The sequence below is a fragment of the Pseudomonas sp. Marseille-QA0332 genome (assembly GCF_054950175.1).
In genome coordinates, this window is sequence record NZ_CM143106.1 from 3221716 (window position 1) to 3247573 (window position 25858).

Here is a 25858-nt window from a genome sequence, read left to right on the forward strand (position 1 = left end):
GCTCCTTGCAGGTATCGATGATCTGAAGATGGACTGATGATAGCGGGTCAGGGTTCCGCGAGGGACAAAGCGAGGGGTAGCGTCGGTGTTGAGCAATGGATGTTTGCAGGGCGGCGTAGGCGGCCCTGCAACCATGGCCACGATGGGCCTCAACGGCTCAAGCGATCACGCGGACACCTGTTCCGCACGCTTGGCCTGCGCCGGCTGGACGAAGTGCGCCGCGGCGCCTTCTTCGATCGCCTGCTGAATGGCCCGGCGGCGGCGCTCTTCGGCCCGGCGGCTGAAGTACCAGACCAGGAAGGTCACCAGCGATACCGACAGCAGGATCAGGCTGGCCACCGCGTTGATCTCCGGTTTCACGCCCAGGCGCACGGCAGAGAACACTTCCATCGGCAGGGTCGTCGAGCCCGGTCCGGAGACGAAGCTCGCCAGTACCAGGTCGTCCAGCGACAGGGCGAAGGACATCATGCCGCCCGCGGCCAGCGAAGGCGCGATCATCGGGATGGTGATCAGGAAGAATACCTTCCATGGGCGCGCGCCAAGGTCCATGGCCGCCTCCTCGATCGACAGGTCCAGCTCGCGCAGGCGCGCCGACACCACCACCGCCACATAGGCCGAGCAGAAGGTGGTGTGGGCGATCCAGATGGTCACGACCCCGCGCTCCTGCGGCCAGCCGATCGTCTGCGCCATGGCCACGAACAGCAGCAGCAGCGACAGACCGGTGATCACCTCGGGCATGACCAGTGGCGCGGTGACCAGGCCGCCGAACAACGTGCGCCCCTTGAACCGGCTGATCCGGGTCAGGACGAAGGCGGCCAGGGTGCCCAGCGCCACGGCGGCGATCGCCGTGTACAGGGCGATTTCCAGCGAGCGCATCACCGAACCCATCAGCTGGGTGTTGTCGAGCAAGCCGACGTACCACTTCACCGACCAGCCGCCCCACACGGTCACCAGCTTGGAGGCGTTGAACGAATAGATCACCAGGATCAGCATCGGCAGGTAGATGAACAGCAAGCCGAGCACGAGCATCAGCTTGGAGAATCCGAAGCGCTTCATGCCTTGCTCTCCATCTCTTTGGCCTGGCTGCGGTTGAACAGCAGGATGGGGATGATCAGGATCGCCAGCATCACCACCGCCAGGGCGGAAGCTACCGGCCAGTCGCGGTTGTTGAAGAACTCCTGCCACAACACCTTGCCGATCATCAAGGTTTCCGGACCGCCCAGCAATTCGGGAATGACGAACTCGCCGACCACCGGGATGAACACCAGCATGCAGCCGGCGATGATGCCGTTCTTCGACAGCGGCACGGTGATCTTCCAGAAGCTGTTGAAGGTACTCGAGCCAAGGTCGGAGGCAGCCTCCAGCAGACTTGGATCATGCTTCACCAGGTTCGCGTACAACGGCAGGATCATGAACGGCAGATAGGAATAGACCACGCCGATGTACACCGCCAGGTTGGTGTTGAGGATCTGCAGCGGCTGATCGATCAGGCCCAGCCACATGAGGAAGCTGTTGAGCAGCCCGTTGTTGCTGAGGATGCCCATCCAGGCATAGACCCGGATCAGAATCGCCGTCCAGGTCGGCATCATGATCAGCAGCAGCAGCACGGTCTGGCTTTCCTTGCGCGCGTTGGCGATGGCATAGGCCATGGGGTAGCCGATCAGCAGGCAGAGCAAGGTACTGAAGAAAGCGATCTGCAGCGATCCGAGGTACGCCGACAGATACAGTTCGTCCTCGGTGAGCAGGCCATAGTTCGCCAGGTTGAGCACCAGCTGGACCTTGTCCTCGACGTAGCTGTAGATCTCCGTGTACGGCGGGATCGCCACGTCGGCTTCGGCGAAGCTGATCTTAAGGACGATGAAGAACGGCAACAGGAAGAACAGGAACAGCCAGATGAACGGGACGCCGATCACCAGGTGGCGACCGCCGGGCGTGATCCGGTGAAGCGCTCGCTTGAGCTTGCGGATCTTCATGAGCGCAGTACCACGCCGCTGTCGTTCTCCCACCAGACGAACACCTGGTCGCCCCAGGTCGGACGGGCGCCCTGGCGTTCGGCGTTGGCCACGAACGACTGGACGATCTTGCCGCCAGGCAGCTGCACGTGGAACACCGAGTGCCCACCGAGGTAGGCGATGTCGTGTACCTTGCCCCGTGACCAGTTGTAGTCGTCGGTCGGCTGCTCGGTGGTGACCAGCAGCTTCTCCGGACGCAGCGCGTAGGTGATGTGCTTGTCCTCGACCGAGGTGGACACGCCGTGGCCGACGAAGATGTTGCGCTCCAGCTCAGGGCTGGCGATCAGCGCGTGGCCCTCGGCGTCGTCGACGACTTCGCCTTCGAACAGGTTGACGTTGCCGATGAACTCGCAGACCAGGCGGCTGGTCGGCGTCTCGTAGACATCCACCGGGCTGCCGATCTGGGCGATCCAGCCCAGATGCATGATGGCGATGCGCTGAGCCATGGTCATGGCCTCTTCCTGGTCGTGGGTCACCATCACGCAGGTCACGCCGACCCGCTCGATGATTTCCACCAGCTCCAGTTGCATCTGCGAACGCAGCTTCTTGTCCAGCGCACCCATAGGCTCGTCGAGCAGCAGCAGCTTGGGGCGCTTGGCCAATGAGCGCGCCAGGGCCACACGCTGACGCTGGCCACCGGACAGCTGGTGCGGTTTGCGCCGGGCGTACTGGGTCATGTGCACCAGCTTGAGCATCTCCGCCACCCGCGCCTGGATCTCGGCTTTGGGCATCTTGTCCTGCTGCAGGCCGAAGGCGATGTTCTGCTCCACGGTCATGTGCGGGAACAAGGCATAGGACTGGAACATCATGTTGATCGGCCGCTCGTACGGCGGCAGGTCGGTGATATCCACGCCATCGAGCAAAATCCGCCCTTCGGTCGGCCGCTCGAAGCCGGCCAGCATCCGCAGCAGCGTCGATTTTCCGGAGCCGGAGCCGCCCAGCAGGGCGAAGATCTCGCCCTTGCGGATTTCCAGCGAGACATCATCGACCGCGACGGTTTCGTCGAACTTCTTGGTGACCCGGTCGATCTTGATCAGCACCTGCTTGGGCGGCTGGCCAGCTTCGAGGGCGTTCTTGGAGGCACCGGAGGCAACTGCCATGAATGAAACTCCCAACAAATTTGCTATGGCCCGCCTCTGCGGCGACGGGCCTGGATGATTACTTGCCTGACTTGACCTTGGTCCAGCTGCGGGTCATCAGTCGTTGCACCTTGGGTGGCAACTCGGCGTTGACGAACATCCTGTCCAGCACGTCCTGCGGCGGATAGACCGCCTCGTCGTTGCGCACATCCTGATCCATCAGGTCGCCCGCCTTGGGGTTGGGGTTGGCATAACCGACATAGTCGCTGACCTGCGCGATGACTTCAGGTTTCAACAGATAGTTAATGAAGGCATGCGCCTGCTCCGCGTGCGCGGAGTCCTTGGGGATCGCCAGCACGTCGAACCAGAGGTTGCCGCCTTCCTTGGGAATCGCGTAGGCCAGCTCGACGCCCTTGCCGGCTTCTTCCGCGCGGGCCTTGGCCTGGAACACGTCGCCGGAGAAACCGGCAGCCACGCAGATATTGCCGTTGGCCAGGTCCGAGATGTACTTGGACGAATGGAAATAGGTGACGTAGGGGCGCACGGCGAGCAGCTTCCGCTCGGCTTTCTGGTAGTCCTTGGGGTTGCTGCTGTTGGGATCGAGGCCCAGGTAGTTCAGCACCGCCGGCAGCATTTCATCGGCCGAGTCGAGGAAGGCCACGCCGCAGCTGGAAAGCTTCTTCATGTTCTCCGGCTCGAACAGCACGGCCCAGGAATCGATCTTGTCGACCCCCAGGGCCGCCTTGACCTTCTCGACGTTGTAGCCGATGCCATTGGTGCCCCACAGGTACGGCACCGCGTACTGGTTACCCGGATCGTTGCGCTCCAGGCGCTTCATCAGCGCCGGATCGAGATTGCCATGGTTGGGCAGCAGGCCGCGGTCGAGCTTCATGAAAGCGCCGGCCTTGATCTGCTTGCCGAGGAAGTGATTGGACGGCACGACCACGTCATAGCCGGTACGACCGGCCAGCAGCTTGCCTTCCAGGGTTTCGTTGGAGTCGAAGACGTCGTACTGCGCCTTGATGCCGGTTTCCTTCTCGAAGTCGGCCAGCGTCGTCGGGCCGATGTAGTCGGACCAGTTGTAGATGTGCACCGTGGGCGCCGCTTGGACGCCGAGAGCCAGCGTCAGACCCGCTCCGGCCAGGATGGCCTTGCGAAATGCAGATATGGACAAGGGGTGGTCCTCACTTTATGTACCCGTGATAACGGCCGGACGCTGCCGCACACGCTAAACCGGCGCGCAACTTACCTTCGCAGCCTCTATGCCGCAAACTTATTTGTCCTGCTCAAGCCCTGGACCGGGCAATCCCGGCCCAGGGACCGCTACAAAGGCTTACTTGCCCGCCTTGATCTTGGTCCAGCTGCGAGTGATGACGCGCTGGGCGGCCGCTTCCGGTGCGGCGATCGCGTACAGCTGCTTCTTCACTTCGGCTGGCGGATAGATGCTCGGATCGCTGGTGATGTCCTTGTCGACGAACGCGGTCGCGGCCTTGTTGCCGTTCGGGAAGCGCACGGCATTGGTGATCTCGGCCATGACTTGCGGTTGCATCAGGAAGTCCATGAACTTGTAGGCGGCTTCCTTGTGCTCGGCATCCTTCGGCATGGCGACCATGTCGTAGAAGGTACCGGCGCCTTCTTTCGGAATGATGTAGTCCAGCTTGACCTTGTCACCGGCCTCGTGGGCACGTGCCTTGGACTGTTCCAGGTCGCCCGAGTAACCGACGGCCACGCAGATGTTGCCGTTGGCCAGGTCGCCGATGTACTTGGAAGAGTGGAAGTAGGTGATCGAAGGACGGATCTTGAGGAACAGGTCCTCGGCTGCCTTGAGGTCTTCCTTGCTCGTGCTGTTGCTAGGCTTGCCCAGGTAGTGCAGCGCGGCCGGAAGCATCTCGGTCGGCGCGTCGAGGAAGCTCACGCCGCAGCTCTTGAGCTTGGCGATGTTCTCCGGCTTGAAGACCACGTCCCACGAGTCGATCTTGTCCACGCCCAGCGCGGCCTTCACCTTCTCCGGGTTGTAGCCGATGCCGATCGATCCCCACATGTAGGGGAAGGCGTGCTTGTTGCCCGGGTCGCTGGCATCACCGACGGCCTTGAGCAGGTCTTCGTCGAGATTCTTCCAGTTGGGCAGCCTGGAGCGGTCGAGCTCTTCATACACGCCCGCCTTGATCTGCTTGGCGAGGAAGTTGTTGGAAGGCACGACGATGTCGTAGCCGGACCTGCCGGCCAGGAGTTTGGCTTCCAGGGTTTCGTTGCTGTCGAAGACGTCGTACTTGACCTTGATACCGGTCTGCTTTTCGAACTTGGCGATGGTGTCCGGCGCGATATAGTCCGACCAGTTGTAGACGTTCAACACCTTGTCTTCAGCCTGAACAGCGGTCGCCACCGCGCCCATCAAGGCGGCGGCCAGCAGCGTCTTGCCCATTTTCTTCATGCGTAATGCTCCAGAATTTATCATCAAGCCTTCTGTTCAGCAGCCAGGTCCCACAGTGACAGGTGCCGGTCGACTGAAACGATCGGTAGTCTGGCAAGTTACAAGGCGCTGTTTCAAGAAAAGCAGAGCCTTGCCACGACTTAATGTCACCTTGCCAGCCTAGCAGACCGTCACTTGACCGTTTCGTACGTCAGGTCGAGACACTTGCGCGCCTTTTCCACCAGCTCGTCGATCTCCTGGTGGCTGATGACCAACGGCGGCGCGATGATCATGGTGTCCCCCACGGCGCGCATGATCAGGCCGTTGTCGAAACAGAAGTTGCGACAGACCATGCCCAGGTTCCTGCCCTCGTAGCGGCTGCGGGTGGCCTTGTCGCGTACCAGTTCGATCGCCCCGAGCAGACCCAGACCGCGCACCTCGCCCACCAACGGGTGGTCCTGCAGCTCACGCAGACGCGCTTGCAAATACGGTGCCGTATGCGTTCGAGCATGTTCGACGATGTTCTCCTCGCGCAGGATACGCAGGTTTTCCAGGCCGACGGCCGCAGCTACCGGATGGCCGGAGTAGGTGAAGCCGTGATTGAAATCGCCGCCTTCGGCCAGGACCTGGGCGACCGTATCCCGCACGATCACACCGCCCATGGGGATGTACCCCGAAGTCAGCCCCTTGGCGATGGTCATCAGGTCCGGCTGCAGATCGTAGTAGTCCGAGCCGAACCACTCGCCGGTACGACCGAAGCCGCAGATCACCTCGTCGGCGACGAACAGGATGTCGTACTTGGCGAGGATTTCCTTGATTCGCGGCCAATAGGTTTCTGGCGGAATGACCACCCCACCGGCGCCCTGGATGGGCTCGGCGATGAACGCAGCGACCTGGTCCTCGCCAAGCTCGAGGATCTTGCGTTCCAGCTGGTCGGCGGCCCAGATGCCGAACGCTTCTGGCGTCATGTCGCCGCCATCGCCATACCAGTAGGGCTGCGCAATGTGCGCGATGCCCGGGATCGGCAAGCCGCCCTGCTCGTGCATGCCGCTCATGCCGCCCAGGCTGGCACCGGCCACCGTCGAACCATGGTAGCCATTGTGCCGTGCGATCAGCGTCTGCTTGCCCGGCTTGCCCTTGAGTGCCCAATAGTGGCGGACCATGCGCAGTACCGTATCGTTGCCTTCGGAACCGGAGCCGGTGAAGAACACATGGCTCATGCCCTTGGGCGCGATGTCGACGATGGCCTTGGCCAGCTCCAGCGCCGGTGGGTGGGCGGTCTGGAAGAACAGGTTGTAATAAGGCAGCTCGCGCATCTGCTTCTCTGCCGCCTGGACCAGCTCCTCGCGACCGTAACCGACCGCCACGCACCAAAGGCCGGCCATGCCATCGAGAATCATCTGCCCCTCGCTGTCCCACAAATGCACACCTTGGGCCTTGGTGATGATGCGCGGGCCTTTTTCCTTCAGTTGCTTGTAGTCGCTGAAAGGCGCCAGGTGGTGCTCGCCGCTCAGGGACTGCCATTGACGTGTCTGTGGATTGTTGACGCTCATGAGGCTCTCCGATGGCCGGCGGCCGCCCAGGCGGCCGCAGGTTGATCACACTGCGAACAGCAGGAATTCGCGCTCCCAGGAACTGATCACGCGTTTGAAGTTTTCATGTTCGGCACGCTTGGTCGCGACATAGCCGCAGATGAATTTCTTGCCCAGGTATTGCTCGAGCGCCCGGCTTTGCTCCATGCGCTCGAGGGCATCCTCGATGGTCAAGGGCAGGCGCAGATTGCGTCGCTCGTAGCCACGCCCCTGGACCGGGGCGCTGGCCGCGATGCCCTCGACCATGCCGATGTAGCCACACAGCAAGCTGGCAGCGATGGCCAGGTAGGGGTTGGCGTCGGCGCCCGGCAGGCGGTTTTCCACCCGGCGATTCTGCGGCCCGGCATCGGGCACGCGCAGGCCCACGGTGCGGTTCTCCTCGCCCCATTCGACGTTGACTGGCGCCGAGGTGTCGGGCAGGAACCGGCGGAACGAGTTGACGTTGGGCGCGAACAGCGGCAGGGCCTCGGGAATGAACTTCTGCAGCCCGCCGATGTGGTGCAGGAACAGCTCGCTCATGCTGCCGTCTTCATTGGAGAAGATGTTCTTGCCGGTAGCGAGGTCGATCACGCTCTGGTGCATGTGCATCGCGCTGCCTGGCTCGCCGGTCATGGGCTTGGCCATGAAGGTGGCGGCCACGTTGTGCTTGAGCGCCGCCTCGCGCATGGTGCGCTTGAAGACCAGGATCTGGTCGGCCAGGTGCAGGGCATTGCCATGACGGAAGTTGATCTCCATCTGCGCCGTGCCGTCTTCGTGGATCAGGGTGTCGAGGTCGAGCTGCTGCAGCTCGCACCAGTCATAGACATCCTCGAACAGGGGGTCGAATTCGTTGGCTGCCTCGATCGAGAACGACTGGCGACCGGTTTCCGGCCGACCGGAACGGCCCACTGGCGGTTGCAGCGGAAAATCCGGATCCTCGCTGCGCTTGGTCAGGTAGAACTCCATTTCCGGCGCGACGATGGGCTGCCAGCCCTTGTCGGCGTAGAGCTTAAGTACCTTCTTGAGGACATTGCGCGGCGACAGCTCGATCGGGTTGCCCTTCTTGTCGTAGGTGTCGTGGATCACCTGGGCGGTCGGCTCGATCGCCCAGGGCACTAGGAACACCGCGGATTCATCGGGACGGCAGATCATGTCGATATCGGCCGGGTCGAGCAGCTCGTAGTAGATGTCGTCATCCACATAGTCGCCGGTGACCGTCTGCAGCAGGACGCTTTCCGGCAGCCGCATGCCTTTCTCGGCGATGAACTTGTTGGTAGGCGAAATCTTGCCGCGGGTGATGCCGGTCAAGTCGCTGATCAGGCACTCCACTTCGGTGATCTTGTGCTCTTTCAACCAATCGGTGAGCTGGTCGAGGTTGGTGCTCATAAGTACCTCAGGTGGTCATTTGACCCGGCCCGCACGGGCCGGGCGCTGCTGACGGCAGGCATCGACCGATGCTGGCCTGGCAGACCAGCAGGGCGGGGCCTGCCTTTGTCTTGATTCTGGATGGAGCACATGACGAAAGCAAAGTGCTCCTGGCACTGGACCGCCAGATAGACTGAGGACGAAAGGGAAGATTCGGGCGCGCCACGAAAACGGGTACAGGTGTGCAGTAAACTGCTACGCCCCGGCGCGATGGCGGTGTGCATGACAGCGGCAAGCACGGGCATGACCAGCCTGCCAAAACGACACTGCGGAGTCGCGACAGCCAGGCGCAAGCGACCGGACTGCCTGATGCAAACGGCTTTTTCCGACGAAGACGGGCGAAACATGCAACCCCCGATATTATTGATGTTATGGGTCGTACTGGAGCTTAGCCTTGTTCATTTTTTTAGACAACTATTGCGTAAAAAATAGATTACGCCCAAAGCGGACTCTTCAAGAGCGCTTCGGCAGGTGCCTTGCGGATGCCCCAAATTGCGGCAAAAATGCCACTTGCATGCCATTTCAGGGCATCATGGCGCTGGCTTGACTTGGCGAGTGCTTTCCGATTGACTGGACTGGCAAGCCCCGTTTGATTGATATTTTTAACAACAAAGGTGTTGCATCATGTCGGTACCCCCGCGTGCCGTTCAGCTTAACGAAGCGAACGCGTTCCTCAAGGAACATCCCGAGGTTCTCTACGTTGACCTTCTGATCGCAGATATGAATGGCGTGGTGCGCGGCAAGCGCATCGAGCGTACCAGCCTCCACAAGGTATACGAGAAAGGTATCAACCTGCCGGCCTCGCTTTTCGCCCTCGACATCAACGGCTCCACCGTCGAGAGTACCGGGCTGGGCCTGGACATCGGCGATGCCGATCGCATCTGCTATCCGATCCCAGGTACGTTGTCCAACGAACCCTGGCAGAAACGCCCCACCGCGCAGCTGCTGATGACCATGCATGAGCTCGAGGGCACGCCGTTCTTCGCCGACCCGCGCGAAGTGCTGCGTCAGGTCGTGAGCAAGTTCGACGAAATGGGCCTGACCATCTGCGCCGCGTTCGAACTGGAGTTCTACCTGATCGATCAGGAAAACGTGAACGGCCGGCCTCAGCCGCCTCGCTCGCCGATTTCCGGCAAACGCCCGCAATCCACCCAGGTCTACCTGATCGACGACCTGGATGAATACGCCGACTGCCTCCAGGACATCCTTGAGGGGGCCAAGGAACAAGGCATTCCAGCCGACGCGATCGTCAAGGAAAGCGCTCCGGCGCAGTTCGAGGTCAACCTGCACCACGTCGCCGACCCGCTCAAGGCCTGTGACTATGCCGTGCTGCTCAAGCGCCTGATCAAGAACATTGCCTACGACCATGAAATGGACACCACCTTCATGGCCAAGCCCTATCCGGGCCAGGCAGGCAACGGCCTGCATGTACACATTTCCGTGCTGGACAAGGATGGCAACAACATCTTCACCAGCGAGGATCCCGAGCAGAACGCCGCGCTACGTCACGCGGTCGGCGGTGTGCTCGAGACCCTGCCCGCCTCCATGGCTTTCCTCTGCCCGAACGTCAACTCGTACCGCAGGTTCGGTGCGCAGTTCTACGTGCCGAACGCGCCGAGCTGGGGTCTGGACAACCGCACCGTGGCCCTGCGGGTGCCCACCGGCACCCCGGATGCGGTGCGCCTCGAGCATCGCGTGGCCGGCGCGGACGCCAACCCGTACCTAATGATGGCCGCGGTGCTGGCAGGGGTGCACCACGGCCTGACCAACAAGATCGACCCGGGCAGGCCGATCGAGGGCAACTCCTACGAGCAGCTCGAGCAGAGCCTGCCGAACAACCTGCGCGATGCCCTGCGCGAGCTGGACGACAGCGAGATCCTCAACAAGTACATCGATCCGAAGTACATCGACATCTTCGTGGCCTGCAAGGAAAGCGAGCTGGAAGAGTTCGAGCACTCGATCTCGGACCTGGAGTACAACTGGTACCTGCATACGGTCTGAGGCCGTGGCAGGGCCGGTTTTCGGGTCGTCGGCTGCCTTCCAGGGGGTCAGCCGACGGCCTGACGGTCCGAGGCGACAGCGAAGAAACCGTATGCCCATCAAGGCGATGGACGTCGCCCGACAAGATGGGTATCATCGTGCCCCGTTGCACTCGTAGCTCAGCTGGATAGAGTACTGCCCTCCGAAGGCAGGGGTCGTGGGTTCGAATCCCGCCGAGTGCGCCATCTTCTTTCCCTTGTATCACAAGGGGTTAGCGCTTCTGACAGAAACCTGTCCTAGTCCTGAAAGTCGTTTTTGCCACAATTTGCCACACTCAAGTGTGGCGGGGATGGTCGAAATGGCAACAATCAGGAATCGTGGCGAGTATCAGTGGGAAGCGCAAATCGCCGTAAGGGCTATCCAGCCCAGCGCAAAACCTTCGAAACGAAAGCTGATGCCCAAGCCTGGGCACTCATGATCGAAAGCGAAATCGACCTAGGCATCTTTGTCTCTCGGGTCGAGGCTGAACGTACCGCCTTTCATCAGCTCATTGATCGCTATATCTCCGAGATCGTTCCGAAGCACAAAGGTGCGTACTCGGAAATCAAACGACTCGAAGCGCTTAAGCGTTATCCGCTGGCGACACGTATCGTCGCTACCCTCACCTCCTCCGACTTTGCCCGCTACCGTGACGAGCGGTTGAAGATCCGAAAAGGTAATACCGTTAAGCGTGAACTTGCTTTGTTCCAATGTATGATCGAGGTCGCCCGCCGCAAGTGGGGTATTCATCTAGCGGAGAATCCAGTGAGGATAGTGAGCCGCCCGAGCTACAACAACGAACGCTCGCGGCGGCTTGATCCGGTAGAAGAGCAATACATCCTCAGCGCGCTGGAGCTTTGCGAACGTCGTGCGAACGGGACTTATGCTGATGCCTCTCACAACCCTCGAATACGCCCCATCGTCCAATTAGCGATCGAGACAGCAATGCGTCGTGGCGAGATTTTCGAGCTGCGCTGGAAACACGTGAACCTGAACCGCCGGACCGCACATTTACCGGCGACCAAGAATGGACTGCCGAGGACGATTCCGCTCTCACCGAACGCCATCAAACTGTTGAGAGGACTACCGGCTCCCTGTGCGGTCGAGTATTCCCAACCACCACTGATGCTCTCAAAAAAGCTGTTGTGCGGGGGCTGGAGCGCGCGCGCTCAAAATACTTGGCCGACTGCGATCAGGCATGTGTGGCGCCGCAGGAGGACTTTCTGGTCGACCTGCGTTTCCACGATCTACGGCATGAGGCTACATGCAGGCTCGCGACCAAGCTGCCGAACCTGATTGAGCTGGCAAGCGTGACAGGGCACCGGGAGGTGAACATGCTGAAGCGATATTCCAACATTACGGCGGAGGAGCTGGCAGCGAAGCTGGCGTGACGCCACCTCGCCGTGTCAACGAATGCTTTGGGAGGTTACCGCGCTTCAGTACAGCTCTACCTATAGGTAGCCGCAAGCAAAGCTCCGCCGTCGCGAATGGGTCGAGTCCATAAGTTTAGAATAAGTACTTTACAGACAGCATCAGATTACGCGGATCGCCGTACACGCTGCTTGGTACTGTCACCGTGTTGCTGAAGGAGTTGTAGTAGGATTTGTCGAACGCATTGTGCAGGTTCAACTGGGTGTCAATGTGTTTGGTCGGTTTGAAACCGATCATGAAATCGACCAGGGCGTAGCCCTCCTGTTCGATGATGAACGTCTTTGTGGCGTTGGTGTTGTAGATACGGTTCTGCGCATACAGCGAGCTGCCCACGCGCCATTTGTTCCATCGCCCAGGCAGGTGGTAGGTGGTGCTCATCTTGAACTGGTGACGCGGGATGTCGGTATCGAACAGTCGCCCTTCATTGGCTGCGTTGCTGTCCTTGACGTATTTCGCCTCGGTGAAGGTATACCCGGCCGCCAGCTCCCAGTTGGGTGTCAACTGGCCTTGAACTTCCAGCTCGATACCCTTGCTACGGACCTTGCCCGACGCTTCGTAGCAGGCGGTGGTCGGATAGGTCGGGCATAGATCGCGATCGGTCACGGACTTGGCGCGGTTTTCCTGGTCGATCTGGAAGATCGCCGCCGAGGCGTTCAAGGCGCCATCGAAGTACTCACCTTTTATGCCTAGTTCATAGTTTTTGCCGGTGATGGGCGCGATGATCCCGCCACTGGCATCGACGTAACTCTGCGGCTTGAAGATATCGGTGTAGCTCACGTACACAGAATGATGAGCGTCTAGGTCATAGATCAGTCCGGCGTACTTGGTCACGTGGCGAGTGACCTGCAGATGCGACTCAGTGTTGCGGTAGGGGTTGGTGGTGACGTTGTCGTACCAATCCAGGCGACTACCGATGACCAGTTTCAAGGGGTCGGCCAGGCTCAGGCGGGTGGCCGCATAGGCGCTGTTCAGCTTGGCGTTGGTATTCTGCCAGCCGTACTTGGTCTGGCTGGGCAGCTTCGGCGTTGCACCCGAGTCCCAGTTGTAGATATCGATGTTGCCTTTGAGCAGGATGTTGCTGGGCACATCGCCATTGAGTACTACGCGACGATGGCTGGCGCCGAGCACCAGTTCGTGTTCGCGGCCTGCGAAGTTGAATGGGCCGCTGGAATAGGCATCGAAACTGTTCTGACTTTCGCGGTAGTGGCCGGCACCAACGAACTGGTTGTAGACCCCGGTGGCAGGGACGGCGACCAGATAAGTGCCAAGCATGTCTAGGTCTGCCCAGGTCTTGGTCGCGGCGAAGTTGAGTTTCCAGCCGTTATCCAACACGTGCTCCAGGGCCGCATAGCTGGTGGTGGTGACTTTGTTCCAGTATTCCCAGTCGTTGCTCAGGGTGGTGGAGCGAGAAAGCCCCAGGTCTTCGCCGTTAAAGCCCGTGGGTATGCCGGTCCAGCCGTTGCCGTTGTAGTTGTCCTGCTGACGCGAAGCACTCAAGGTCAGGGTGGTGCTGTCGTTGAGATCGGCCTCGAGGATGCCATAGAACAGGTTGCGTTCGTTTTCGAGGTCGTCGCGGAAGCTATTCTCGTTGCGGTAGGCAGCGACCATGCGGCCACGCAGGCTACCAGTATCGTTAAGCGGGCCGGAGATGTCTGTCTGTGCGCGGTAGCGGTCCCAACTTCCGGCGCTGCCTTCGATACTGGCCTGGAACTCGTGGGTCGGCCGCTTGCGAATCAGGTTGAGCGCTGCCGATGGGTTGCCAGCCCCTTGCGTCAGGCCAGTAGCGCCGCGCACCACTTCGACACGGTCGTACATGGCCATATCGGCCGACAGCAGGTCCTGGGATACCTGCGAGCTGTCCAGGCTAGTGGGCAGGCCGTCGTACATGATGTTGTCCAGGGCGAAACCGCGGGCATAGTACGAAGAGCGGTTCGGCCCGGTGCGACGAAGGGTCAGGCCCGGCGTGTTCTGTACCACATCGTTGATGTCATCGATGTCCTGATCATCGAGACGCTGGCGTGTCATCACCGTGACCGACTGCGGCGTCTCGCGCAGGGATAACGGCAGCTTGGTGGCTGTCTGCGCCGAACCTGTGGTGTAGGAACCAGTCCCTTCCGAAGCGCCCACCAGCTCATTGGCACTGACGTTGGTTGCACCAAGTTGCAACGCGGAATCAGTACCGACTTTTTTCGTCAATAGATAGTTGTCGCCAGATTTCAGTACTTCGAGCCCTGTTCCCTGGAGCAGCACGGCAAAACCTTGCTCCACACTGTAGGGCCCCTGCAAGCCTGACGTCTGGCTGCCATCGGTCAACGCGGTCTCGAACGACAGCACGACCCCGGAGGCGCGTGCGAACTGGTTCAATGCCGCGCCCAGAGGGCCGGGGGCAATAAGGTAGGTCTGAGTCGGTTGTTCGGCATGCGCCTGGCTGGCGCTGAAGACAAGCGGCTGAATGAACCCTGTTTGGACAACGACTGCAACACCGAGCACTAAACTGGGCAGTGATCGTTTTTGCGGGTTAGCGGCTTGGGCGAGGCGGGGCATGACTACTCCTTCAAGTGCCATTAGCAGGCGGTTTGAAGAGAGAGCACGGACGAGTTATGAAAACCTACAATGACATTGTGATTATTTTTGTGCGGCCTACGAAAAACGAACCCAAAAACGGGTGCGTGTCTCCATTTTCAGCTTCAGCGCCTGGGCGATGACCTGCAAGGTCCGGTCCGTATCGTCCAGCGGGAAGACCCCGGAAACCCTCACCCCTGCCACCGCGTCAGTGCACCGTATGAAGCCGGGCCGATAACGCTCTAGCTCCCGCAAGGTGCGGTCAAGTCGCCACCCGTCTACTACCAAGCGGCCTTGGCTCCATTCACTTTGGCTGATGTCGGCAGGCCGTGGGGCGCCCAGCGGCCCGTCATCGAAGTCCATTTCCAGGCCGGCATCGACGATGACCGGGCCGGCGACACTCGCGTTTTGTACCGCCACAGCGTGTTCCAGCACTGTCAGCCGGGTGTGCTGGGCAAACAGGCGGACATTGAAGCGGGTGCCCAAGGCGCGCATCTCCCCCTGTGGGCTGCGTACCAGCAAAGGACGTGCGTCGGCTGCGGTTTCGATCAGGATTTCGCCGGCGTGCAATACGATCAGTCGTTGTCGTGCGTCGTAGCGGATGTCTACCGCGGAAGCCGTATTCAGAGACAGTTGGGTGCCGTCCGCCAGGGTCACATTTCGACGTTCACCTACACGAGTGCGAAGGTCGGCAAACCACTCGTTCGACTGCAGATAGGCGCCACCGAGCAGGGGCACCGTGCACAGGCCAAGCAACATCCCGCTGAGGATTGTGCGTCGCCCCATGATACTCGGGGTACCGCTCAAGGTTTGCCGAGCCAGCGTACCGGGCACGTTATTCAAGCTGACCTGTAACCGTTCGACCCTTGCCCATGCCCACTGATGCAGCGGGTCGAGTCGAAGCCAGTCCTGTTGTTGCCTTCGAGTCTCCAAGCACTCCGGCGCGGCACCTAGCCCGGCATGCCACTGGGCTGCCGCACGCAGTGCCAGGTGGCGATCCGACAAGCTCACGCTTCAGCGTCCAGCTCGAAGAACAGGCACTGTTCGGTAGCTTTTGCCATGTACTTGGTCACCGAGCTGACGGATACCTGAAGGCGTGCTGAAACTTCGGCGTAGCTCATGCCGTCGAGCTGAACGTAGAAGAACGCCTGGCGTACTTTGCTCCCCAGGCCGTCGAGCATCGCATCCAGCTGCATCAGCGTCTCGAGAATGATCAGGCGGTGCTCCGGGGAGCACGCCTGCGCTTGCGGCTCATTAGCCAAGTACTCTTGATACTCTTGCTCAAGCTGGTGTCGTCGTAACTGGTCGATCATCAGTCGCTTGGCAACCGTCGCGAGGTAGCTACGTGGCTCTCGTGGTACACGGTTCATTGCGCTGCTGATCAAGCGCACGAAGGTATCTTGGGTGATGTCGGCCGCACGTTCCCTATCGCCCAACCGTCTGCGTAGCCAGCCCAGCAACCACTGGCTGTGATCACGGTAGAGACCATGTATGTCACTGGCAAGCGAAGCTGGCGGCAGCGATACATCAGGCATCCATGGACTCCTTGATCTCAGTCAATGCGGATAAGAATTGATCTCGATTGTAACCACCAATGAAAAAATGCGAAAGAACTCGCCTACACGTTGATTTCTACTCCCTAGGGACGATCCAGGCCTTGGAGAGCTTTGAGTTCCCACCATCCCAGCTAAAGACATTAATCGGCTCAGCACTTGGGCGGTGATCGTAATTGCTATTTTTGATGGAAATCTGGTCAATCGGTGTCTCGATACTCCGCATCGTACTGACGATACAGGCTCCGTGGCCTGCCGCCCTTGCCAAGCGGGCGCTAACCTCCTCGCTTGGCAGAGCGCCACACCGTTGAATCCCTAAACGTCTAATCAGACCCGCTCGAACTTTTCGAAACCAGCAACCGGCTGCCAATTCACCAGCGGCGTAAGAAAGTGCAGTTCGAAACGCCGGGACAGAAATCGCCATACTCCTTGGCGGCGCTCAAACTGGTGATGATAACGACCACTGACTTGTATCGGCCCTTTCTCAACATCGTGAAATAGGCAATTTGCGGCAACGGAAGCTGTGGCCATTTCCCTATCGATGCAAATCATGGGACTGGACATCCAGTAATGCATATGCGGCATCTTTCGCCAGTTTCTCCGTGGATCGTGTCCCAGGAAGTGGTGTAACTCATCATGGCTCTGCCCACTGAGTTTACCGTTTAGTTGATCACGGCCGACAGCTTGGCCTGTGGATTATCGCTGACTGCTTCAAAGGCCTCCAACTGCATGTAACGTCGTTGCAGGCACCACTCGTCGTTCTGCTCCAGCAGCATCGCGCCTACCAGACGCGTGATGGCCGGATCGTTGGGAAAAATCCCTACAACATCGGTGCGGCGTTTGATCTCGGCGTTGAGCCGTTCGAGTGGGTTGGTGCTGTGCAACTGCTGGCGGTGTGCCTTTGGAAATGCCATGTGCGCCAATACTTCATCCTCACAGCCATCCATGAGCGTCGCGATCTTGGGATATTTTTCGCGCAGCTGATCAGCGACCAAACGCCATTGCTGATGGCATTCGGCACGGCTGTCTTGGGCGAAAACCGTACGTAGCAGCGCCGCGACCATGGTGCGCTGACCTTTGCCGACGTGGGCCATGGCGTTTCGCATGAAGTGCACGCGACAGCGTTGCCAGGTTGCATTGAAGACCTTGGAAACGACCGCCTTCAGACCTTCGTGGGCGTCGGAGATGACCAGTTTCACGCCCCGCAATCCACGTCGCATGAGGCTACGCAGGAAGTCTGTCCAGAACGGCTCGGCCTCCGATGGCCCAACCCGCATGCCCAGGACTTCCCGGCCACCGTCAGTGTTCACGGCCACGGCGATTATTACGGCGACCGAGACGATGCGCCCGGCCTCCCGCACTTGACGTAGGTGGCATTAATCCAGAGATAGGGCCAGTCACCTTCAAGCGGGCGATCAAGGAACGCGTGAACGCGTTCATCGATCTCGACTGCCAACCGTGACACCTGGCTTTTGGAAATGCCGGTCATGCCCATGGCCTTGACCAGCTCGTCGACCGAGCGTGTAGAAACGCCTTGGATGTAGGCCTCCTGAATGACCGCCGCCATGGCCTTCTCGGCGGTGCGTCGAGGTTCGAGGAAGCCAGGAAAGTAGCTGCCTTGGCGCAGCTTGGGGATCTTCAGGCCGACATTGCCGGCGCGGGTTTGCCACAGGCGATCACGGTAGTCGTTGCGGCTGTTTGTCCGGTCTGGGCTTTTGACATCGAAGCCGGCACTGCACAGGCCTTCGACATCGAACTCCATCATGCGCTGGGCAACGAACTGGATCATTTGCTTGAGCAGATCAGCATCTGCCCCTTTCTCAACCAACTCGGTCAATGCGATAGTGGGCTTGGTCATCGTGGTTTCTCTGGTGAAGGTTAAGTCCGCAAACTCAACGTTAGCCAAGAACCACGATGACCATCCTCTTTCGCCCGCAGGGCGCCTTCGGCTGGTTCAGTTACACCACTTCCCGGGACACGATCCTTACACCAGATCGGCGTAAAGCCAACGCGACGGCGTACACAAGCTGACTATATGTGTAGCAGGCAAGCAGATCTATCAGCCTTATTTCTCCTACATAAGACGAGTCGACTGATGGATCTGCAAGCGGCGGCTCCTCCTGTTCGCACCGCGACGTAGTGCTCGGAGGGAGGAGGCGCGCAACAGCATTTGACTCAACATTCATAAAAGGGGGATGGTGTAACTCAAGATTAAACGGTTTTCATCCTGATCATTAGCCCCCGGAATATTGTTACGCCAAGTGGCGTTTTTCCAAGTAAGGCCCAGACCTTTGACAGGGCCAGACTGTATTGTGTAAGACAGGGTAAAATCCCTTTCCCACTCTTTTCTATCCGATATCTTTGAATCGATATCACTACCCTTCAAATAGACTAGTCCGAAGTTCGCCCCTGGCAATCCTACTGCCGCTAGGTCAAATGAATATCGGGCTTGCCAAGTACGCTCACCTGCGCGAGCAAACTTCTGGATTTGCATATCCGTGATTAGATAGCTTGTGGACCCGTCTCCTTGGTTTAGCCAAGGAAAGTCGCTTTTACCTTGAGAGATCTGATAACCTGTGCCAAACGTATGCCCAGCATTTGTGTAAGTTAACAGCACACTGGAGAGTCTATTATCGACTTTACCTGTTGAAGTGTTACCGTACCAGCCACTTGTGAAATACCTTGGATCACGATCGTTAGCACCGACAGCGGAACTGTAAAAAGAACGTAGGTCTGTGGTGAGGATTCCGCCAGCTATAGAATGCTTGTAGTTGAGGCCAACAAAGTTTTGCTTGTAGAACTGATCCAGTTCCCCATAATAATATTGAATCAGCAGATTGCCATTCCACTTGTAATCTATACCTGCGTAATAAAATTTGTTACTAAACTTTCCGCCATTAGGGTTGTTGGCGCCCGCGATTGACAGGGGATAGCTGTTAGAGGAATTGCGTCCCTTTGAACGCTTGACTTGTCCTCCAACAATAGTCGCGTTATGGATCTCTTTAGATGTTATTTCCACCCCTTCGTAGGTTTGCGGGAGTAGCCTTCCATCATTATATGAGATGACCGGAAGCTTGGGCATTAAAGTCCCGTATTTGAGTTCCGTAGCTGCGATTTTCGCTTTTGCTGTCAGTCCTAAATGAGAAAACTCATTTTCGGCACGTCCGTCACCATCTGTGGGAAATAGCGCCCCCCCGTATGATGTGCTGTTAGGATTACCATGGCGACCACGACCAGAGTCTAGCCGGACTCCAGCTAGGCCGAGCGCATCTATTCCCACACCTACGATTCCTTCAGTAAACCCAGAAGAAAATTCAAACTGAAAGCCTTGACCCCACTCCTCAACATAATTCGCAGAAGAACTTCCACTGTTGCGATTGTCAGTGTTGAAATAAAAGTTTCGGAGTTTTAAGCTCGCATTACTGTTATCAATAAATGTTGAGCTGTGGGCTTGGGGAGCTAATGCACAGAGCAAGAAGATCGGAGTGGCGTGCTTCATGGATGAGTCCTGGCGTTTAAGGATTGGCTATAAGCCTTTGTATTTATTGTTAAATCCAAGGTAAAGCGTATTTATTATTGAGATTGAAAGCGTTACGTTCAGAGTCAGTAGAGAACCGCACGGGGAGGGTTAGTCCCCTGCGGCCTGAAACATTACTTCGATTCGAAAGCTGAGATCGCTTCGAAAACTTTTGCTGTGTGAACCATCGCCGCGCCGGCATTTAGGGCAATCGCGACGCTAAGCGCCTCCGCGATCTCTTCTTTGGTAGCGCCATGTTTAAGTGCCGCTTGGACATGGCTCCCGATGCAGCCATCGCATCGAGTGGTAATGGCCACTGACAACGCGATCAGCTCATGGAACTTAAGGTCAAGGTATTTTGGAGGAACGTTGCTTAGCGCTCTAAAGCCTTGAAACGTCTCTGGAGCGAGCCCGGCATATTCGCCTACATGGTTTTTAACGCTGTTCATGTACGGAGCCCAATCTAACATTTTAGCACCTTCGCTATATTTGATTAAACTTACGGGGGTTGGTGAAAGCTTTATAATTATCGACCCTTTGACCACAGAACCAGCATCAAGCATCCGGCCAGGGCGGCGAAGGACATCAGCATGTAAAGCCCGTAGTTATATCCGCCCCCAAAAGAAATAATAAGGCCTATAAGTAAAGGAGACAGGGCGGAAAAGCCGTTGGCCAAGCCGTTAAGCAAGCCCGTACCGGTACCAATTGCGTTACTCGGGATCATATCTTGTATGAGCGTCCATACGGGAGGGTAGGCAAAGCCCAGCGCACCGATTCCTAACGAAAGGCTAATCGCCGACGCATAAGGATTCGTTAAACTAGCACCGAGGTAGACCCCGCAGACCACGACGATCATAGATGCAAAAATGTACGGCGCTCTACGGCCGCTCTTATCGCAAAGATACCCAGATATAAACTTAGCGATGAACGAAAGGATATAGGGCAAGGATGCCAGCATGCCCATCTCAGCCCAGCTAAAGCCTCTAGCTTCTTTCAAGTAGGATGGTAGCCACGTTATAGCGCCCCAAAAAATTGATGAATGGAGGCAGTAATAACCTACCATCATCCAATACTGATAATTAGAGCCGAAAGATTTGACGCGCTCAATAAAGCTTTGAGGCTCCGCGGTAGCATAGTCAACCGCAAGCCCGTTCTCGATGTGTTCAAGTTCTTGGCTATTGACTCGTTTATGTTGGCGGGGAGTGTCAGTTGTAAAGAACCAAATGAGCACTAACGGAATGAGGCCAAAGAGCGCCAGAGTGAAGAAACTGGCTCTCCACCCGCCAGAATGAATTATCAACGCAACAAGAGGCATTGAGATTGCTGGAGCAACAGATAGACCTGCCTGCCACATTGCGTTAGCTCTGCCTCGTTCGCTTAATGGATACCATTCTTTGACATACTTACTTTGCATCGGAAAATGAATACCCTCAAACAGCCCCAGGATAAAGCGCGAGAGAAGCATCACTGTGAAGGTCAACGCAAAACCACCGATACACAACGCGACTCCCCAGCCGATGATTGAAAGGGCCATAGCCTTGCGGGCGCCTAACAGATCACCAAGAGGACTTAAAATCACGTTACCTAAGCCATAGGCTATGAGAAATATTGTCATCAGCATGCCTTTTTGGACAGCTTGATCGGCAATACCCATATCCGTGAGAAATGCAGGGTCCACTACTAAGATTGATACATTGACTCGATCAATGTAGGAGAAGAACAAAACTGCCAGCAGAATAAACGACAAAACATGGCGCTGCCGAGTTGGTTTTAGGCACGCGACGCCATCAACTACTCTTGTATTCATAGGGCCTCCATGCGCGCGAGTGACGCCCGCGCGCTTAGTTATTATTGTGCGCTTGAAGACTTCGATGCGATTGCTTTGTTTGTTTTAATTATTACTTTAAGCTTCTGTTGCTCAGGCGCATTCAAAGATGGCGCTCAGAGCAAGATTTGATGTTGCTATTTAATAGTATATGCCAGGTATTCAGTGACAACTTCATCGTTAAGCTCTTGACCAAGGCCAGGCGCGTCAGGGACCTTGAACTTGCCGTCTATCGGTTGGTAGTCATTAATGCAGAGTTCACGAATACATTTCTTAAGCGCGTATGTGTGATGCTCGTGGATTATGAAATTAGGTATTACCGATTCCACGTGCAGAGCGGCGGCGGTAGAGACGGGTCCTCCGCAAACATGAACTTGTACGGTAGCATCATAGAGATGAGCGATGTCGCAAATCTTTTTCCCTTCGGTGATTCCACCTACTAAACACAGATCAGGTTGAATCACCGAAAGCGAACGCTTCTCAAAGAACTCCCGATAGCCCCACCGCGTGTATGAGCGTTCACCGGTCGCAAGTGGAATTGAAGTCTTTTCCGAAATTTTCTCAAAGTTAACAGGATTAAGAGGATTTACGGGTTCTTCGTAGAAGAAGATATTATATGGCTCTATTTTTTTTGCGAATTGTATTGCCGAGTTCGTCCCGAGAAGAGAGTGGATTTCACAAATAATATCAACGTTTGGCCCTACTGCTTCACGAATTGCAGCAATTCGCTCCGCCCCCATTTCAAGGTCTTCGTGCCTGAGAAGACCATAGTTTTTTAAATTAAGATTTTCAGCGCCTGTTTTTTTACCATCACGGCTTATTTGCAGTGGATCTAGTTTAAGTGCATCGAAGCCTTCATTTATCGCGACGAGTGCGCTTTCAGCATATTGCTCGGGGCGTGTGTTACGCTGATAGCTGTCACCCCAACCATACTGCAACTGACTCGCGTAGGTGCGCAAATTGTCGTTAGTCTTACCACCAAGCAATTGGTAGATAGGCTGACCCATGGCTTTGCCGCGGATATCCCACAGTGCGATATCGATTGCGCTAATACCCCCATATATCACGGGACCACCGCCTGCTCCCCAGTACGTGGCTCTAAACAAGAGTTCCCATATCGCTTCGACCTGCATTGGATCTTTGCCGATTACATATGGAACTAGATCCCTCAAGATCCCAACTGCTGCTTTAGCACCTGCCCCATACGCTAACCCTACCTCACCGAGACCGGTTATACCTTCGTCAGTGTGAATTCTTAGCAAAACCGGGTTGAACTGCGTCATCGAGGGATCTCGACGATTCACTTCGCAGTCAAAAATTTCGACTTTTATTATCTTCATTTTAGGTCTCTAGTCTGGTTTTAGGAGCAAGTATGTGCTATTGGCATTTCTCAGCCGGATACCACAAGGAATTATGACTGAGTGGATTCCTTTTTGAAAATTCGTTTGACCTTACCGATTTTTACAGGCGCGCTAACAAGCGATGCATTGTCATTAAAAGCTTTTTTAGCGCTAGACATATGCTTGATAAGTACAGCCAATGAGCTATTGGAATCCCCTGACTGTAGTGTATCGAGTAGCTCAACGTGGCTGCGGAGACTGTTCTGCAATCGCTCTGGGTTTTTAGCGATCTTGGTGCGCAGCACGGAGAGTTGTGACGAAATAAGCGAATAAGCATCTATGAGGTATGAGTTCTCCGAAGCTGCAATGATCACATCATGAAACTCAGTGTCCAAGGCAAGGTATGTCCGAGGATCGTGATTTTCCACGGCTAGCCTCATTCTGGATACCACCGAGTTTAAGTCGGCAATCAGGCTCGCTTTGTTCAGCTCGATCGCCTGACTCAAAGCAGTGGTTTCAAGCATTTCTCGGAAGGTCAGCATATTTTTCATTTCTGACTCTGTCAGCACAAATACTGCGGCGCCCAGATAAGGCTGCAGCTGTACAAGACCTTCCTGCGCAAGCTCTCGCAGTGCTTCTCTGATCGGCGTTCTGCTGATCCCGAACTGCTCTGCGAGGGTGGCCTCTGACAACGGAGCCCCCATTTCCAAATCGCCGAAGACAATGGAATCTCGGAGCGCGTCTGCGGCCTGGGCTGCAGTGGACTGTCGCACATATTTCTTCATTTTTTTCTTGTCGCCTCGAAAGGGTAGCCGCTAAGCTGATGGTGTAATGTATACCGGTACACAATGCACAAGTCAAACCGATTGGAGCTAGCGATGAAAGTAACAAAGGTTGAGGTGATGGAAGCTGATCTTTCCGGACAGGATGGCTTCGCGTCCTGGAGGCCAGTCCTGGTGCGCGTTCACACCGATGATGGGATCACTGGGCTTGGCGAGGTAGGCATGGCATACGGCACCGGTGCACCCGCATGCGCGCCAATGGTGCTGACGCTGGCTGAGCGTTTTCTGCTAGGGCACGATCCCTTCCTATCGGACACTATTTGGGAGAACATGCTGCGCCGAACCTTCTGGGCTGAGGCGGGTGGCCCGGTCATCTTCGGAGCTATGAGCGCGCTTGACACAGCGCTTTGGGACATCAAAGGCAGGGCGCTTGGCCAGCCTGTTCATAGGTTGTTCGGATGTGCCACCCCAGAACCGCTGCGCTGTTATGCCAGTCAGTTACATCTCGGCTGGGGTGAAGAAGCTCAATGGCTGAGTGATCCGTCTCAGTATCGTGATGTCGCCGCTCAGGTTAAATCGCTCGGGTTCGATTGTGTAAAGGTTGACCCTATCCAAATCGACAAGGACGGTGGTCGCGCGACTGGTCTGCGTGGCATCTTCACTCCGGAGCGACGGAAGCTTTTCCGGTCTCGAATGGAGGCAGTGCGTGAAGGCCTAGGCCCGGATGTGGATATCATTCTGGAACTGCATTCTCTTACCTCGACTGCAGGCGCGCTTCAGCTTGCCGAGATGGTTAAAGATCTTGGCATACTTTTCATGGAGGAGCCAACGCATAATAATAACGCTCATGCACATATAAAAACCGCCCAGAAGTCGTCTATCCCCGTGGCTACGGGCGAGCGCCTCTACACACGCTGGGGCTATCTGCCCTATCTGGAAGCTGGGTCTATTGACATGATTCAGCCTGATGTGGGCTTGGTGGGGGGCGTGGCTGAAGCTTACAGAGTTGCTCATCTCGCTCATACTTTCGATGTAGGCGTCCAGGCACATGTTTGTGGTTCGCCTTTGGCAACTGCAGTTGGATTGCAGTTCGAGGCGAGCATTCCGAACTTTGAAATTCATGAGCATCATGCCTACGCGTTGCGTCGCAGCAACAAAGCGCTGTTTGAACAAGAGCTTCAGCCAGTAAATGGAAAATTTGCCGTCCCGACGGAGCCAGGGTTTGGCATGACAATCAGAAATGATGCGGAAGCTAAAATGACGAAAGCCAGCGTAAAATTAAACTAAGCTGAATCTAACACTCTGCGGTTGAGCTTGATGCATGCGCCTCGTTTTAAACCGCAGAGTACATGACCAAAAAACAATATAAGGCTTTATTAATGAAGATCGTATTTTTTGGAGACCTGGCGAGATCTCATGTGACTAACGATCTGGATGCAAATGAGTTTAAAGTTGTCCCTGCCGACAGTATCGATGATCTTGAGTTTTGCATCCCAGACGCCGACGTTCTCGTCATTACAGGGCCACACTACTCTGCACATGTAGCATTGTGCGTTAAATCGTCCAGCCGGCTACAGCTGGTCCAGCTCACTTCATCCGGCTTTGAAAACATACAGCGGTATGGTGTTCCCGCTGGTGTTTCGGTTTGTAACGCACCTGATGCCTGGTCCGAAGCCGTAGCTGAGCACTCGTTAGCGATGATGCTACAGCTCTCGCGCCGGAGTTTTGAAGCGTACCAGCAACAGCAGGAGAAACTTTGGCGTCGCGATTACACGGCAAGATGCACTACACTGTTCGGGAAAACACTTTTGATCGTTGGCTATGGTCGAATTGGAAAATGCATTGCCAAGTTGGCTCGCGCCTTTAGTATGCATGTGATTGCAGTTTCGAATTCGGCGCGCGTTTCTTCGCTGGTAAAAGAGGTGGTTAGCCTTGAAGATCTCTCGCGTGCGGTAAGTCGGGCTCACATTGTTGTTACGACTCTCCCTTCAGCTCCTAAAACTATCAATATATTCGATGCGGAGCTCTTTGATCGGTTCCGTTCAGACGCTTTATTTATTAATGTAGGTAGAGGGGATACCGTGAATCTTGTCGACTTAGAGCAAGCGCTCCACAAGGGCGCGATAAGTGCTGCCGCCCTTGATGTAACCATGCCTGAGCCCCTTCCTCCCGACTCAGAGCTTTGGAACGCTCCTAATTTGATTATTACTCCGCATGTTGCTGGCGCACTACCTGACCTAGTACCGTTCAAGATACGCGATATTGTGGTTGATAATATATTACGACTTCGAAACGGCTTGGCGTTGAATCACCTGGTATTAAGTTGAATCAA

Annotated in this window: 20 protein-coding genes, 1 tRNA gene and 1 pseudogene; 5 read left to right on the plus strand and 17 right to left on the minus strand. The window is 56.6% G+C overall.

The window, feature by feature from the left end; translation table 11 throughout:
• Positions 1-165 precede the first annotated feature (165 nt).
• The 7 genes from ACY8GK_RS14920 to ACY8GK_RS14950 form a co-directional block, all read right to left on the minus strand.
• The gene (locus tag ACY8GK_RS14920; protein ID WP_196180856.1) at positions 166-1056 is read right to left on the minus strand and encodes an ABC transporter permease subunit; all 891 of its coding nucleotides are present in this window, start codon (positions 1054-1056) and stop codon (positions 166-168) included.
• Entirely contained in the window at positions 1053-1973 is a 921-nt protein-coding gene (locus ACY8GK_RS14925) for an ABC transporter permease subunit (RefSeq protein WP_196180858.1), read from the minus strand. Before ACY8GK_RS14925 ends, ACY8GK_RS14920 begins: the two co-directional genes overlap by 4 nt.
• A complete protein-coding gene (gene potA / locus ACY8GK_RS14930) occupies positions 1970-3112 on the minus strand; it encodes a polyamine ABC transporter ATP-binding protein (protein WP_196180860.1) in 1143 nt (380 codons plus the stop codon). Before potA ends, ACY8GK_RS14925 begins: the two co-directional genes overlap by 4 nt.
• A gap of 58 nt (positions 3113-3170) precedes the next feature.
• Positions 3171-4265, minus strand: a complete 1095-nt coding sequence (locus ACY8GK_RS14935) for a polyamine ABC transporter substrate-binding protein (protein WP_196180863.1) — start codon at positions 4263-4265, stop codon at positions 3171-3173.
• Between the two features lie 159 nt (positions 4266-4424).
• Positions 4425-5522 carry a polyamine ABC transporter substrate-binding protein gene (locus ACY8GK_RS14940; RefSeq protein ID WP_196180865.1) on the minus strand — a complete coding sequence of 366 codons (1098 nt, stop codon included), beginning with the start codon at positions 5520-5522 and terminating at the stop codon, positions 4425-4427.
• Between the two features lie 170 nt (positions 5523-5692).
• The gene (locus tag ACY8GK_RS14945; protein ID WP_196180867.1) at positions 5693-7054 is read right to left on the minus strand and encodes an aspartate aminotransferase family protein; all 1362 of its coding nucleotides are present in this window, start codon (positions 7052-7054) and stop codon (positions 5693-5695) included.
• A gap of 45 nt (positions 7055-7099) precedes the next feature.
• Entirely contained in the window at positions 7100-8458 is a 1359-nt protein-coding gene (locus ACY8GK_RS14950; protein ID WP_196180869.1) for a glutamine synthetase family protein, read from the minus strand.
• A 663-nt stretch (positions 8459-9121) separates the two neighbouring features.
• On the opposite strand from ACY8GK_RS14950, the gene ACY8GK_RS14955 reads away from it, so the two are divergent.
• The 3 genes from ACY8GK_RS14955 (at position 9122) to ACY8GK_RS14965 (ending at position 11812) form a co-directional block, all read left to right on the plus strand.
• Complete coding sequence (locus tag ACY8GK_RS14955) at positions 9122-10498, plus strand: glutamine synthetase family protein (RefSeq protein WP_462401540.1); 1377 nt, start codon at positions 9122-9124, stop codon at positions 10496-10498.
• Positions 10499-10645: 147 nt separating this feature from the next.
• Positions 10646-10722, plus strand: a tRNA-Arg gene (locus ACY8GK_RS14960).
• A gap of 229 nt (positions 10723-10951) precedes the next feature.
• Complete coding sequence (locus ACY8GK_RS14965) at positions 10952-11812, plus strand: tyrosine-type recombinase/integrase (protein ID WP_462401541.1); 861 nt, start codon at positions 10952-10954, stop codon at positions 11810-11812.
• Between the two features lie 210 nt (positions 11813-12022).
• Here the strand turns inward: ACY8GK_RS14965 and ACY8GK_RS14970 are convergent, their stop codons facing one another.
• The 10 genes and pseudogenes from ACY8GK_RS14970 to ACY8GK_RS15015 all read right to left on the minus strand — a co-directional run bounded on the left by ACY8GK_RS14970 (position 12023) and on the right by ACY8GK_RS15015 (position 23529).
• Positions 12023-14491: a TonB-dependent siderophore receptor gene (locus ACY8GK_RS14970; protein ID WP_462401542.1), complete on the minus strand. Its 2469-nt coding sequence runs from the start codon at positions 14489-14491 to the stop codon at positions 12023-12025.
• A 96-nt stretch (positions 14492-14587) separates the two neighbouring features.
• Positions 14588-15520: a FecR domain-containing protein gene (locus ACY8GK_RS14975; RefSeq protein WP_462401543.1), complete on the minus strand. Its 933-nt coding sequence runs from the start codon at positions 15518-15520 to the stop codon at positions 14588-14590.
• A complete protein-coding gene (locus ACY8GK_RS14980; protein WP_196180879.1) occupies positions 15517-16044 on the minus strand; it encodes a sigma-70 family RNA polymerase sigma factor in 528 nt (175 codons plus the stop codon). The genes ACY8GK_RS14975 and ACY8GK_RS14980 overlap by 4 nt, the downstream gene beginning before the upstream one ends.
• Before the next feature lie 345 nt (positions 16045-16389).
• Positions 16390-16647: a nuclear transport factor 2 family protein gene (locus ACY8GK_RS14985; protein WP_196180881.1), complete on the minus strand. Its 258-nt coding sequence runs from the start codon at positions 16645-16647 to the stop codon at positions 16390-16392.
• 77 nt (positions 16648-16724) lie between these two features.
• Positions 16725-17920 (minus strand): annotated as a pseudogene (locus tag ACY8GK_RS14990) (IS256 family transposase).
• A 324-nt stretch (positions 17921-18244) separates the two neighbouring features.
• Complete coding sequence (locus tag ACY8GK_RS14995; RefSeq protein WP_462401544.1) at positions 18245-19561, minus strand: OprD family porin; 1317 nt, start codon at positions 19559-19561, stop codon at positions 18245-18247.
• Between the two features lie 152 nt (positions 19562-19713).
• Entirely contained in the window at positions 19714-20028 is a 315-nt protein-coding gene (locus ACY8GK_RS15000) for a carboxymuconolactone decarboxylase family protein (RefSeq protein WP_462401545.1), read from the minus strand.
• Between the two features lie 77 nt (positions 20029-20105).
• The gene (locus tag ACY8GK_RS15005; RefSeq protein WP_462401546.1) at positions 20106-21386 is read right to left on the minus strand and encodes an MFS transporter; all 1281 of its coding nucleotides are present in this window, start codon (positions 21384-21386) and stop codon (positions 20106-20108) included.
• Positions 21387-21541: 155 nt separating this feature from the next.
• Complete coding sequence (locus tag ACY8GK_RS15010; RefSeq protein ID WP_462401547.1) at positions 21542-22744, minus strand: mandelate racemase/muconate lactonizing enzyme family protein; 1203 nt, start codon at positions 22742-22744, stop codon at positions 21542-21544.
• A 71-nt stretch (positions 22745-22815) separates the two neighbouring features.
• Entirely contained in the window at positions 22816-23529 is a 714-nt protein-coding gene (locus ACY8GK_RS15015; RefSeq protein ID WP_462401548.1) for a GntR family transcriptional regulator, read from the minus strand.
• 93 nt (positions 23530-23622) lie between these two features.
• Between ACY8GK_RS15015 and ACY8GK_RS15020 the strand changes: the two genes are divergently transcribed.
• Together ACY8GK_RS15020 and ACY8GK_RS15025 are read left to right on the plus strand one after the other, a co-directional pair.
• Positions 23623-24813, plus strand: coding sequence for a mandelate racemase/muconate lactonizing enzyme family protein (locus ACY8GK_RS15020; protein WP_462401549.1), 1191 nt, complete (start codon positions 23623-23625; stop codon positions 24811-24813).
• 62 nt (positions 24814-24875) lie between these two features.
• Entirely contained in the window at positions 24876-25853 is a 978-nt protein-coding gene (locus tag ACY8GK_RS15025) for a D-2-hydroxyacid dehydrogenase (protein ID WP_462401550.1), read from the plus strand.
• Positions 25854-25858 lie beyond the last annotated feature (5 nt).